At 43.9% G+C, this 13534-nt stretch carries 8 protein-coding genes and 2 pseudogenes; 3 read left to right on the plus strand and 7 right to left on the minus strand.

Features of this window, described 5'->3' with window-relative positions; genetic code table 11:
* Positions 1-149: 149 nt before the first annotated feature.
* A pseudogene (locus MKX35_RS19895) lies at positions 150-290 on the plus strand (rhodanese-like domain-containing protein); the annotation flags it as partial.
* An 81-nt stretch (positions 291-371) separates the two neighbouring features.
* A pseudogene (locus MKX35_RS19900) lies at positions 372-1323 on the plus strand (MFS transporter).
* A gap of 68 nt (positions 1324-1391) precedes the next feature.
* Here the strand turns inward: MKX35_RS19900 and MKX35_RS19905 are convergent.
* The 7 genes from MKX35_RS19905 to MKX35_RS19935 form a co-directional block, all read right to left on the minus strand.
* Positions 1392-2720: a family 43 glycosylhydrolase gene (locus MKX35_RS19905; RefSeq protein ID WP_076299036.1), complete on the minus strand. Its 1329-nt coding sequence runs from the start codon at positions 2718-2720 to the stop codon at positions 1392-1394.
* Positions 2721-2762: 42 nt separating this feature from the next.
* Positions 2763-3599 carry an NAD-dependent epimerase/dehydratase family protein gene (locus MKX35_RS19910; RefSeq protein ID WP_076299035.1) on the minus strand — a complete coding sequence of 279 codons (837 nt, stop codon included), beginning with the start codon at positions 3597-3599 and terminating at the stop codon, positions 2763-2765.
* A 43-nt stretch (positions 3600-3642) separates the two neighbouring features.
* Positions 3643-4866: an enolase C-terminal domain-like protein gene (locus MKX35_RS19915; RefSeq protein WP_076299034.1), complete on the minus strand. Its 1224-nt coding sequence runs from the start codon at positions 4864-4866 to the stop codon at positions 3643-3645.
* Positions 4867-5167: 301 nt separating this feature from the next.
* Entirely contained in the window at positions 5168-6727 is a 1560-nt protein-coding gene (locus MKX35_RS19920; RefSeq protein ID WP_076299033.1) for an extracellular solute-binding protein, read from the minus strand.
* Positions 6728-6780: 53 nt separating this feature from the next.
* Positions 6781-7665: a carbohydrate ABC transporter permease gene (locus MKX35_RS19925; protein ID WP_076299032.1), complete on the minus strand. Its 885-nt coding sequence runs from the start codon at positions 7663-7665 to the stop codon at positions 6781-6783.
* Positions 7666-7704: 39 nt separating this feature from the next.
* Positions 7705-8631 carry an ABC transporter permease gene (locus MKX35_RS19930; protein WP_042188121.1) on the minus strand — a complete coding sequence of 309 codons (927 nt, stop codon included), beginning with the start codon at positions 8629-8631 and terminating at the stop codon, positions 7705-7707.
* Positions 8632-8836: 205 nt separating this feature from the next.
* Positions 8837-10642 (minus strand): cache domain-containing sensor histidine kinase, encoded by a 1806-nt coding sequence (locus MKX35_RS19935; protein WP_076299031.1) that lies wholly within the window; start codon positions 10640-10642, stop codon positions 8837-8839.
* 131 nt (positions 10643-10773) lie between these two features.
* Between MKX35_RS19935 and MKX35_RS19940 the strand changes: the two genes are divergently transcribed.
* The gene (locus tag MKX35_RS19940; protein ID WP_076299030.1) at positions 10774-13503 is read left to right on the plus strand and encodes an alpha-mannosidase; all 2730 of its coding nucleotides are present in this window, start codon (positions 10774-10776) and stop codon (positions 13501-13503) included.
* Positions 13504-13534 lie beyond the last annotated feature (31 nt).

Consider the following 13534-nt stretch of genomic DNA (forward strand, 5'->3'; position numbering starts at 1 on the left):
GAAATCTTCATTCCTTTAACAACATGCTAACAATGCATCTATATCATTATAGTACATTGGAAAACTGGAATATATATAATAATTAACTTTATTAATATAATAATTTTAGTTTGGACCCTTCACTAATTTAATAACGAGTAATTTTGCTGTTGGATGTAAGACCGAAGGAAGAATATGATATGGCACATATTCCAGGGGCTATATCTATTCCTATTGAAGAATTAGAAGAGAAGCTTGCTTACTTACCCTCAAATTGTGATGTAGTCGCTTATTGTAGAGGACCTTACTGTTTAATGTCCGTGGAGGCAGTCGAATTATTAAAAACAAAAGCAAGAAGATTAAGAAGTGTTGCTAGAAAGGCGGAAAATCTAATGTCGACGAAAGTTAGTGATTCTACAAGTATTAGCAATCACCCTGAATGGTTACAAAGTTACCTCGTTTCTCCAGAAAAGCAACACCAATTATATCGGAAAACACTATTTATTGTCATCATTTCGCAAATTTTTGGAGGAGCAGGTCTTGCTGCTGGAATCACTGTAGGCGCCCTCCTAGCTCAAAACATGTTAGGAACCGATAGCTTCTCGGGCGTTCCTGCTGCACTATTTACACTAGGATCTGCTGGGGCAGCATTATTTGTAGGACATCTATCGCAAAGATTCGGAAGGCGTTCTGGTCTTGCTACTGGCTTCTTAATAGGCGGATTAGGAGCAATCGGAGTCGTAATTTCTGCTTTAACTAATAATATTCTACTTTTAATGTTCTCATTGCTTATCTATGGAGCAGGCACAGCAACTAATTTGCAGACACGTTATGCGGGTACAGATCTGGCGGCCCCCACTCAACGAGCAACAGCGATTAGCATCGCGATGGTTTCAACTACATTTGGTGCTGTTGCTGGGCCAAACTTAGTTAATGTAATGGGGAAGTTCGCTGAATCTATTGGTGTCCCGGCTCTTGCCGGACCGTTCATTCTAGCTGCTGCAGCATACATTGTCGCTGGTTTAATCCTTCTAGCTTTACTTAGACCAGATCCGCTCGTTGTTGCAAAAGCTCTTGCAGAGGCACTAAGCTCCACTCCAAGTCATCCTGATCATTCAACAGGAAATACAGCTTCTTTCAACAAAAAGGGCGTTATTATTGGAGCCACAGTAATCAGTAGATGTCTTGATCGCGTTGGCAGGAGCATCTGGTGGAGCTTTATCTGGTATGATTTTAGCAAATTCCAGTTACGCCATTTTATCACTTGGTGGAGGCTTCGTTGCATTATTGCTTATTCCAGTCGTTCTTTCGTCTCGAAATTTGAATAACAATAACAAAGGTTGACCTCAAGAAAGATATGAGATCAACCTATGACTTTTAATAGTAATTTATTTTAAAAAATAGCGTACATTTCAATCCACAAGTGGGCTAATCGTCATTTGTATAATACTAATTTCACCATGACCGCCCGTGATTCTCAGCGTATTAATAGCACCCGGCAATACATTGACGGTAATATTCGTACGGCCACTAAATTGTTGAGCTCCACCAGTGGAGAGGGCATTAAGGAGCGAGTAATCCTTATCATTGACGTATAAATTCACTTTTGCCAGACGTTCACTCGTAGCATAATGAAGTTCAATGGAAGCTCTCCCGCCCTCTCCTCCCTCTATATTATTGAAAAGAACGTAGGAACCCTCTGTTTGTAAGTGGCTCACCACCTGTTGACCTGATTCTAGCGTCTGTATTTCTGCTCCTCCAAAAACCATACAATCCGCAGCCGGATATGTCTTAAGATAAGGATTGACTTCCGGTGTAGTTCCAATCGATGAGACGCCCTCTTTTGTCTGAATAACCGGCTTGATCGTACCGTCTTCGTTGAACTCTAGGTAATCGATACACACGCTACGCAGATTGCCTTCTCCAGAAATGGACTGATTATGATAGAACAAATACCATTGGTCTTTGAACTCCACCACGGAACCATGAGTTGTTGAACAGCCTGTCGGCTCTAGAAAGATCCCTCTGTACATCCACGGACCAAGCGGATTCTCACTGGTGGCGTATCTCATTCGATTATTGTCTTCTAAGTTATCCGCATAGGTAAGGTAGTAAAGACCGTTTCTTTTGAATACCCAGGCTGCTTCATGAAAATCTTCTAGTCCCTCCATTTCAGTCATCCCGTTCTTCAGAGACAACATATCTTCATTCAGTTCCCCGCCAAGACATGTACTCCCTCCGCCGTAATACATATAAGCGCGATCATCTTCGTCCACTAACACACATGGATCGATCAAAGCGAACCCACCAAGCCCTGGAATATATCCCTGATCGGTAAAATCACTTGCTGGCTTCTTGCTTGTCGCAACCCCAATTTTCCACGAATCATTCCAATTCGAGTCACTCGGATGAGGATAATAGAAATAGTAGGTTCCATTCTTGTACGCACAGTCTGGAGCCCACATGAAACCGCCTTCAGGTCTGCCCCAAGCGACATCGTCCGAACTAAGAATTTCACCTTCATCCACCCAATTCACCATATCTTGAGAGGAAAATACGTGGTATCTGTCCATAAGATCACAGCCTCTGGCTGGATCCATATCATGGGAAGCGTAAATATAAATCTTACCATCACTCCAGACATGAGCTGATGGGTCAGCCGTATAGATGGATGTAATTACAGGATTCAAAGATGTTCTCTTTTTTGATTCGACAATTATATCTTGATTGTTGTTAGACATGATAAGACCTCCTGAAGTATGCTTTTTTGATAGGTTGCTATTCTACTTCTGTTTTGACCATGAGTATTTAGGTTGCCAAGACAGGAGCTTTTTCGCCAAAGCATTACTGACAATAGCCTCTCTATCTTGGAATGTCTTACGCAAGTCTCCTACTTCAGAGTAAAAGCTCTTCAGCAGTTCTTCTGTTGTTCGGTCACTTAATGTATCATCTCCAGTGATGTTCAGGTGGATGGCTCCATTAAGTTCAGCATGAAGAGCGGCAATACAAGCCGTCACTGCATCTTGAATATCAATATAACTCCACAAAATAGGTTTGAACGTCTCCGGTTTTGCTATCGCTAGATGTCGATAATCTCCAGGACCAGTAATCATAGAGAAACGTAGGGATGTCACCTGCATACCGTTTCTCCGGTGAAACATTTCAGCAGTCAGCTCATTGACGACTTTGGAGAGTCCATAACATTCTTGCGGTAGCTGTGGATGGTCTTCGTCTACCGGAAAATAATGCGGTGAAAAGGGTTGTGGAGCCCAAGCAAATCCGTAGGATGACTCACTTGAGCCCATTATCACTTTACGAATACCCAAGAGAGAAGCTGCTTCCAGTACATGATAACCAGCCACTGTATTGTTCGCATAAATATAAGAATATGGATAATGAATCGGAGCAGGTATTGCAGCTAAATGTATGATAGCATCTACGCCTTCAAGCGATCCCACCACTTGCCCGAAATCATTCAGATCGACTTTAATCTGCTTGCAATGAATTCGATCAGACAGATGATTATCTAACGACACAACATCATATTTCTGCTCTTGGAGCATCCCGATTACTTGAGAGCCAAGTTTGCCCCCACCACCAGTAACGGCAATAGTGTTCATTTCAATCTACCTCCTTGATCTGCGGTTATTTTAGTACTGTAATCTAAGGGCGTACCAATGTTCCGTCTGCTTTGCGGTCCAGAGGATAAGGCCGGTGATATTGACTAGAACTCCATTGTTCTCTGAGAAGAGATTTAGCCTGCACTTCATCGATATCAATACCTAATCCCGGTTTGTCAGAGGGGTACAGGTACCCACCTTGTCTGACGATATGTCCTGGAAAAGCTTCTAATTCTTCCTGCTTGAAATGATTAATTTCCTGGATGCCGAAGTTCCAAAGTGCCATATCCAGATGAACTGCAGCTGCCTGGTTCACTGGATCATTTTCTCCTCCTTCTTGCCAAGCCGTGCGGACACCGTAGATTTCACCCAATGCGGCTATTTTACGACAGGCACTGATGCCCCCTGCCTTAGAAACTCGTACCCTAATAAAATCAATCAGTTTCTCCTGCATAAGCCCTGTCCATTCCTGCGGGTTCACAAATAACTCACCCACAGCCTGCGGTGTTGCGCTCTGTTGCCGAAGCTGGCGGTACCAACCAATCTGCTCTGGTGCTATTGCATCCTCTAAGTAGAAAAGACTGTAAGGCTCTAAGCGTTTTGAGAGTTGAATCGCATGTATAGGCGAGAGGTGCTCATGGACATCATGAGTGAACTGAACGCCGAATCCAAATTCCACACGAAGCTTCTCGAACATGTCAGGAATGGCATTCAGATAAGCATGCTCGTCAAATACAGGACCACTGCTCCAAGGATGGACAGGAAGCTTCGCTTCCTTCCCGCTGACAAACCCACCGCCGCCGTATCCTCCCATCTGGACACGAATCACTGTGTAACCTTCCTCAATGAATTTATAGACATCTTCCTTGAGCTCTGTGATATCATTGCCACCAGCATGGCCATAACAAGGGATCGCCGAACGGCAGGCACCTCCCAGAAGCTGATAGACTGGCAGGTTCGCTTCTTTACCTTTGATATCCCACAAGGCCATATCAATACCACCGATAGCCGTATTAAGAATCGCACCGTTTCTCCAATAACCACTCATATGCATAAGATGCCAGAGGTCTTCAATATTTGCCGGATCACGACCCTTTAGAAGTGGTGCAAGCAGTTGCTCAACAACTTGAACTACAGCCTCAGGATTATACAAATCTGATGCGGAACCAATCCCATACAATCCATCCTGATCCGTCGTTACTTTCACAATTGTCCAGCTTCCATCATGTCTGGTGCGGATGCATTCTACTCCTGTTATTTTTGCCATGATTTCACCATCCCCTTTTGTGTCGCTTTTATTTTAATGTAATCATCGACACATCCAAACGGGACGTTATTAAACTTTCCACCGCATTTCTATCCTCTTCCTGTTGATGGGATAGAATGGAACAAAAAACGTCCCAGACTGTCGTAAAACGACAACTTGGGACGCCTTTTTATTAATCAAAAACCCTTATGATAATCACTTCAAATTATAAATCCGAATACAGTAGGTCTGTGGTCTCCGCACGTTTCAGCATGCCTTCTGAATTCAGATTGGTGCCACTTCCCTGTAGTAACTCCGTAGCTTATTTTTTGGCAGCAAGATAAGCGTCTATTTGTTTCTGAGTTTCAGTAATAATTTTATCAAGTCCGTTTTTCTTTTGAGTCTCCACATAATCGGCTACAGCTTTGTTAACATCCTTCACCATACCGTATTCAATCGGTCTGCTGATCTCATCGGTGGCTTGATCGCGTTTAGCCAGTTCATTCTTCATAGCATCTTCAGCAATAAACAGACCGTCAATCGGAGAATTCACATTGTACGGCTGATTAGCAAAATCGGCTTCTTTCACCCAGAAATCTTTAGCATAAGTTGTTGTTGGACGCATGTATTGAGGTTTCCAGAACGCCCATTGTCCACCCCACTCCATGTAATTACTCGTAGAAGACTGCATGCCTTCCGGATAATCCGCAGCTTCACCATTCAGGACATAGGTTTTGCCTTCGATACCGTATTGCAACAAATCATATAGCGTTTGGTCAGTCTCCACCATATCAAGGAAACGAAGTACCCGATCTGGATTCTTGGAGTTTACATTGATGGCTACAACATTAGCAAGTGCTGTACGGTTGACATACTTTTTGTCTGGATACATGAGCGACATCCCTTGTTTATAGGAAGCATCAGAGAAGCCTGGATCAGCATAAGCCCATTCATGTGATGTTACAGTAAAGAGCAATTTACCGTTTCTCCACTGATCTTCTGCTCCTTCTTTATCAATCATGGCATCTCTGTTGATCAGTTTGTCGTCATACCATTTCTTTGCCAAAAGAGAAGCTTCGAGGAAGAAAGGCTGTTGTTCAACAGATTGAATAGTAATTTTTGGATCACTCAGATAGAAGCCTAACCCATGGAAGTTGAGATCTACCCATTCATCGCGGATATAATACAAAGATAGAGGTGTAGTACGGGAAAGCTTCTCGTTCGGATAAGCTTTTTTCAGCTCACGAAGCAGATTGTCGACATCTTCAATCGTTTGAATAGAATCCGGAGCGATGTTAATGCCTGCTTTTTCAGCCAGATCTGAACGCCATCCTGCAAATTTACGTTCATTCATTTTCATTGTCCATGGAAGTCCTACGATTTGTCCGTTAACCGTTGCAGCTCCTAACGTTCCTTGTTCTACATATTTCTTCTCAAGATTAGGCGCATATTTCGGGAGCAGATCATTTAAGGCCATGTAGGAACCTTTTGCAGCCATTTGTTTATAGGAGAGCCAATCTCCATCAAAGTTCATATCCCAGTTATCCCCGGATGCGGCCATCACGAGCATTTTTTCCTTGAAGTCGCCAAATGGTATGAAATTTACGGAGAACTTAACGTTTAGGCCTTTGGATTTCACGTAATCACTAATTTTGGACCAAACCTCGTCCGTGGCCGCCTTTTTGTCCCCACCAAAATAGAATTTGAGTGTAACTTCATCTTCACCTTTCGCAGGCTCTGTACTAGAACCAGTGTTGCCCTTGTTTTGATTCGTTTCATTGGACGAAGTATTTCCGCCACTCGAGCTACATGCGGACATAATCAGTCCTAGCATTAGCATTGCTATCAGGACGATCTGAAATCTACCCATGCGTTTGCGCATCCTAATCTCCCCTTTTACCTTTAATTTATACTATACGACTTAAGTCGACATAGTTAACCTTTAACTGCTCCAACCATAAGACCTTTAACGAAATAACGTTGCAGGAATGGATACAAGAAAATAATAGGTCCAATGGTTATAACTGTTAGCGCCATTTTGATAGACTCGGAAGGAATCTGAGCTGAAATCCGCTGCATAGCTGCCGCATTTCCAGAGTTCTTCAAGAAATCGACATTAGAGATCAATGTTCGCAGAAGGAGTTGCAGTGGTTGAAGCTCTTGCTTATCGACGAACATTAACCCGAGGAACCAGTCGTTCCAATACCCGAGAGCTACGAACAAGCCAACAGTCGCTAGAACTGGTAGAGCCAGTGGCATGATCAGCCTAGAATAGATTCTGAATTCACCTGCACCGTCCATTTTGGCCGATTCATGCAGATCCTCTGGAATAGAGAGCATAAAGTTTCGAATAAGAAACATATTGAAGGCATTCCCCAGCGATGGAAGAATAAGCGCCCATATCGTATCTTTCAAATGCAGGTATCTAACGATAACGATATACCAGGGAACCAATCCCCCACTGAAGAGCATGGTGATGATGACAAAGATAGAAAGAATATTCCTATATTTAAAAGAACGTCTTGCCATTACATAAGCGCCCATGCTCGTTAAGAAGAGCGACAAAATAGTTCCGACAACAGTGACGAATGTGCTGACTCCGTACGCTTCAAAGATTCGATTAGAGCCAAGAAGCAAAATACGATAGGAATCAAACGTTATCGTCTTCGGCCAAATAGAATAGCCGTACTGCATAATATCTTTTTCCGTACTAAGCGAGCCTGAGATCACCATGAGGAACGGGAACAGGCAGGCCAGACTGAATAGGCCGATAACCAGAGCGATTAGAAACTGGCTGAAAGAGAATTTTCTTACTGACATCGTGTGGGATGACCTCCTTAAAGTTAGATGAGCTTGGCTTTAGAATATCGCTGAGTCTTTGTCGATTTTGCGTGCCGCATAATTACTCCCAAGGACTAAGAAGAAGGCAACAAAGGACTGTAGAAAGCCCGCAGCGGAAGCCATTCCAATATCACCAGATTTACGCAGGCTTCGATAGACAAAGGTGTCAATAACATCTGTGGTCGGAAAGAGTAGAGAAGCGTCACCTACCATGGCGTAGAACATCCCAAAATCAGCATTCATAATTCTACCTACTGCTAGTAGCGTCAGTATGATAATCGTTGGCCGCAGCATAGGAATACTGATGTACCTGATCTGCTGCCATCTAGATGCTCCATCAATGGAAGCAGCTTCATAATAAGAACTGTCAATTGAGGTTAACGCGGCCAAATAGATAATTGTGCCATAGCCAGTGATTTTCCAGCGGGCAGCAATGGTTAAGATTGCCGGCCACAGCTCGGCCCTACTATAGAAGTCAATCGGTTGAAGATTTAGGTACTCCAGGAAGCGATTTATCGCTCCGTTCTCATAGTTCATCAGATTATAAGCGAATACACCTACAACAATCCATGAGATAAAGAACGGTAAAAAGGTCAAGGATTGCGTAATTCGTTTGAAATACTTATTGCGCATTTCATTCAATAGGAGAGCAAACCCAACTTCAAAAACGAGCCCTATTGCTATAAAGAGAGCATTTAATAGGATTGTGTTGCGGATGGCCCGGAATGCCACCGGAGAAGAGAATACATAGTCAAAGTTGCTGAACAGCGGGTCCATCCAATCACTTCCAAAAATCCCTTTGGAGAAATCAAAATTCTTGAAGGCGATTACAAGACCAGCCAGCGGTAGATAGTTAAAGAGCAAGAACAGTACCCCGACGGGTAAGAACATGAGCAGCAAGGTGCGATTTTTGTACAGTTCCTTGAACACTCCGTTTAGTTTCATATCGATTTCCCTTTCGCTGTTTGGATAAATTAATTGTAAAAGAGTGGATGTGCACTTACTATGAGTCAATCTTGCACTTTGTTGATTCATTTTTATCCTGATCACGAGATATCCAATTTCCTGTGTAAAAATAAAAGTAGCGATTCTCTTAGATGCGAGAATCGCTACTTTATAAGACTTTTAACGATTTGATTGAGTCAGGCCATTAATGGGCCTCACCTGTTTTGGACAATTCTTCGTCTACCTTCATAGGGTGTCGCAATAAAATACGGGTCCCTCCTTGTGCTCCGATCTGAATCTGTAGCTTATAGTCAGACCCAAAATACAGCTTCAGACGGTCGTTCACATTGCGCAAGCCCACACCTCTCCGAGTAGTTGTATACATTTCCTCCTCAGGATCTTCATAATCCAGCTCGTCAATGATACTTTGTGGAATGCCTTTTCCATTATCTGCAATCTCGATGATCATATCTTCCTTTTCACGTCTCGCAGACACAATGATCTTCCCCTTCTCGAAGTCACTCCGTACACTATGTTGGATTGCATTTTCTACTAGAGGTTGTAGCAGCAGGCGAAGGAATGGAAAATCCAGCAAATCTTCATCTATGGAATATAAAATCCGGATTGTTTTGCCCATTCGGGCCTGTTCAATCAGCACATAAGCTTTAACTTGCTCAATCTCACGCCGCAGCGTGGTGATCTCCTTCCCTTGATTCAGACTGAGCCGAAGTAGATTTCCCAGTGCAGATACCATTTCACTAATGTCGCTGCGGCCATGGTTTTCTGCCTTCCACCGAATAGATTCAAGCGTATTATAGAGAAAATGTGGGTTGATCTGGTGGCTGAGCACCTGAAACTCCAGAGCCTTCTTCTTTCGCTCGGAACGCCACGCTTCCTGGATCAAGACGTCAATCCGCTGGACAAGACTTCCGACGCCTCGATACAACCAGCCTACTTCATCTGTTCTTGGCGAAGTCAACGCTTCTGTCTGGAAATTGCCCTCTTCCATTCTCCGCATAAGCCTTACCAGACGTGCGATAGGGTGGGTGAAATACACCGTAATGTAAAAAACAACGGCAAAGCAGCAGACGAGATAAATAAACAGAAAGATGATTAGCAGACGTGTCATTTCATCACTTGTTCCAGTCAGTTCCTTCAATAACGTCAGGCTGACAATCGCCCAAGGCTCACTGTCTAAGCTGACATAAGTAGTAAGATACTTGTGTCCATCAATCTTGATCGTTTGTGAGCCTGCCGGATTTTTTTGAAGATGGGTAATGAACGAATTCGAAGGAAATCGTGTGCCGGCCCATTCATTGGATGATGAGTCATAATAAATAGTACCGTCACGATTCATGAGTAGCAGCTTCTGATTCTTCAATTGCTCAGTGGGTGAGAAGTAACGCTTCAAATGATCCTCTGAAACTTCTGTAACGACCATACCTCGGGGCTTACGGTCATAGAGTCCTGAAAAACGCTTAATATATCCTAGCAGAGGGCGTCCATATTTTCCTTGCTGTGGCATAAATAACTCCCACATTGGACCTACAGTCCCTTGTGACCGCGTAAACCATTCCTCTGAAGTTATATTCGCCGCTTCTCCCAAAGTATTCATATAAGAAGGATACAGCGAAGGATTTATTGGATATACTCGCACTCGGAAAGCATCGATTTGTGGAGTGGCCTGATAGAGCACAGTAAGTAGATTTACAGTAAAATCCTCTTCTTCAGCAGAATTGGCGGGCGGATCAATCAGTAAATCTTGTACACGTTTATTGCCGATAAGAGTGTTGACCTGATCATTAAGTGTATTAAGATAAATCTCAAAATTTTTAGCTGCTTGCTGAAGGTAGCTCAGTGAGATCTTAGTGTTCGTATTCGTGATGCCTTCAATAGACTTAATATGCGCAAAGTAAGCAAAGATGAGAAAAGGCACAATAATAATCATAAAAAATACCAATATAATACGGTTCCTTAACGATGCGCCCAGACGCAGAGTGAAACGATTCATAACAATTCCCCCAATCCTTACATGTCGACAATAATCCCCGCAATAATTTGCGATCCACTCATTGTGGCAAAAAATGCATTTTATATAATTAGGCTGTAGCATTCATCATCTTATGGAAAAGAGGAATCGTATTGACTGGAGCTAGCAAAACCGTTGTACATATCATCTCTCATACACACTGGGATAGAGAATGGTATATGCCCTATGAAGCCCATCACGTTAAGCTTATCGAAACTATAAATTCTTTGATCGAGACGTTTGAATCCGACCCGGATTTTAAGAGCTTTTATCTAGATGGACAAACCATAGTAGTGGAAGATTATTTACAGGTCTATCCTGAAAAGCGTGAAATCATCCAGAGATTATGCGATGCTGGCAAGCTCTCTCTTGGGCCGTGGTATATTCTTCAAGACGAATTTCTGACAAGCGGTGAAGCTAATGTTCGCAATCTGCAAATCGGACATCGTGATGCAAGGACATTCGGTCCCATCTCTAAGATCGGCTATTTCCCGGATTCTTTTGGCAATATGGGCCAAGCTGCACAGATTCTTCAGCAAGCTGGAATCGATACAGCCATCTTCGGCAGGGGTGTGAAAGCTACTGGGTTCAACAATCGCGTGGTAGATGCCTCTGATCAGGAATCTCCTTACTCTGAGCTGATCTGGCAATCTCCTGACGGCTCCAAAGTGCTCGGTATTCTCTTTGCGAATTGGTACAACAATGGCATGGAAATTCCTGTTGATCCTGATACTGCTAAAAGCTACTGGGACCATCGCATTGCACGTACCAGACAATATGCTTCCACCCGACATTTACTGCTTATGAATGGATGTGATCACCAGCCCATCCAAACCGATCTTTCAGAAGCTTTACGTGTTGCGCGTGAATTATATCCAGACTGTGATTTCATTCATTCTAACTATGATGATTATATAAAAGCCGTTAAAAATGAGCTTCCCGATGACCTAACCCTTACTACAGGGGAGCTGCGTGGGCAACATACAGACGGCTGGTACTCACTAGTAAATACTGCTTCAGCGAGGGTATACATCAAGCAGCTCAATCAACAGAACCAGACTCTTCTAGAAAAAATAGCTGAACCGCTAGCCGCTATCGCACATGGATTAGGCAAAGCTTATCCGCACGGTCTAATGCAATATGCCTGGAAGACGCTTATGCAGAACCATCCGCATGACAGTATTTGCGGCTGCAGTGTAGATGAAGTCTACCATGAGATGAAGACTCGGTTTGCAAAAAGCATGGAGGTCGGATCAGCCCTCATAACTGACAGCGCCAGATTCATTAGTGCTAAGGTCGATACCTCTATCTTCGCATCATTTGGAGAAGACGCCACTGCGTTCGTAGTTTATAATACTAGCGGCTATTCTAGCAGCAGCGTTGTGACCTTGGAAATTGAGTGGTCTCATCGTTTCTTCAATCAAAGTGAAGACCCAAGTGCCGTGTTCAAGCAAGTCTCTGACAGATCGCATGGCGAGGGCTACCTGGTCAATTCCCAAGGTGATCGATTAGACTGCACTGTTGAAGATCTGGGTGTACGCTTCGGTTACGAGCTGCCTAACGATAGATTTAGACAGCCTTATATGGCGCATGCATTACGGCTAACCTTTGAGGCAAAATCGCTTCCTGCCCTAGGACTGGCAACTTTTGCTTGGATTCCCGCAATGGACACAGCGATATCGAAATCTTCAAGTGACACACTGATTACCGATGACTTCACTATGGAGAATGAATTTATTCGAGTCATAGTGGCACAAGACGGCAGCTTTTCTATGTTCGACAAAGGCAGCGATGAGCTGTACAGCGATCTTGGTGTATACGAGGATGTCGGCGACATAGGTAATGAATACATCTTCAAACAACCCGAAGGTGATGTAGCCATAACTACACGCGGCATCCCTGCTGAGATTCGCCTAACGGAGAATACCCCTTACAGAGCTGCTTTTGAAATCAGACACACCTTAGAAGTTCCAGCCACAGCAGATGAACAGTTACAGCAGGAAGTAGAAACCATGGTTGAGTTCCGTAAGCGGAAGTCGGTCCGGTCACAGCAGCTTGTCCCTCTAAATATTGTGACTCGAATCAGTCTGGAGCGTGAAAGCCATGCATTGCAAGTGCATACTCGAATCGACAACACCGCCAAGGATCACCGTCTACGTGTTCTGCTGCCAACTGGCATTAAGACGGCGCTTCATTACGCAGATTCCGTCTTTGAAGTCGCAGAGCGCGAAACCATACCTGCACCGGAATGGGAGAACCCAAGCAACTGTCAGCATATGCAGGCGTTCGTGGATGTACATGCCGATGATCGCGGCTTGACCGCAGCCGGTAAAGGTCTTAATGAGTACGAGGTGTTGCAGGATGATAAAGGTACAATCGCCCTAACACTCCTTCGTTCCATAGGAGAACTTGGCGACTGGGGCGTCTTTCATACCCCTGATGCTCAGTGCCTTGGCGTTAATGTAGCAGAGTGGAGCCTTATCCCTCATGGCGGAGGTGACAACCGCTTCGCGGCCTACCGTGAAGCCTATCGTTATGCTGTTCCCGTCACCACTGCTCAGACCGGTATTCATGAAGGAACACTTCCTCCTGTGCACAGTTTTCTGGCATGGGATGGTAAAGAAATGGCTTTTTCCAGTTTAAAAATCAATGAAGATAATGGAGATTTAATGGCACGCTGGTACAATCTTGCTTACACGCCTTCGAATTTGAGTATTAATACCCGAGAAAACTCCCTGCTATACCACAGTAATATCATGGAAGAAATGACCTCCGAGGTTCAGACACAGCCGATTCCTGTATGTAAGGCTGGGATTGTAACTATAGGAATCACGCCACTATAAACACTTGCAAAGATCCAGGGTGCCAGGTTCT

It is taken from the genome of Paenibacillus sp. FSL R5-0923 (assembly GCF_038009145.1).
In the GTDB taxonomy this organism is placed as follows: Bacteria; Bacillota; Bacilli; order Paenibacillales; family Paenibacillaceae; genus Paenibacillus_AQ.

What these genes read in the sequence shown, in the direction of transcription:
- MKX35_RS19920 (WP_076299033.1), bottom strand. Translation starts at nt 6,727, where the DNA reads ATGCGCAAACGCATGGGTAGATTTCAGATCGTCCTGATAGCAATGCTA.
- MKX35_RS19930 (WP_042188121.1), bottom strand. Translation starts at nt 8,631, where the DNA reads ATGAAACTAAACGGAGTGTTCAAGGAACTGTACAAAAATCGCACCTTG.
- MKX35_RS19935 (WP_076299031.1), bottom strand. Translation starts at nt 10,642, where the DNA reads ATGAATCGTTTCACTCTGCGTCTGGGCGCATCGTTAAGGAACCGTATT.
- MKX35_RS19925 (WP_076299032.1), bottom strand. Translation starts at nt 7,665, where the DNA reads ATGTCAGTAAGAAAATTCTCTTTCAGCCAGTTTCTAATCGCTCTGGTT.
- MKX35_RS19905 (WP_076299036.1), bottom strand. Translation starts at nt 2,720, where the DNA reads ATGTCTAACAACAATCAAGATATAATTGTCGAATCAAAAAAGAGAACA.
- MKX35_RS19910 (WP_076299035.1), bottom strand. Translation starts at nt 3,599, where the DNA reads ATGAACACTATTGCCGTTACTGGTGGTGGGGGCAAACTTGGCTCTCAA.
- MKX35_RS19915 (WP_076299034.1), bottom strand. Translation starts at nt 4,866, where the DNA reads ATGGCAAAAATAACAGGAGTAGAATGCATCCGCACCAGACATGATGGA.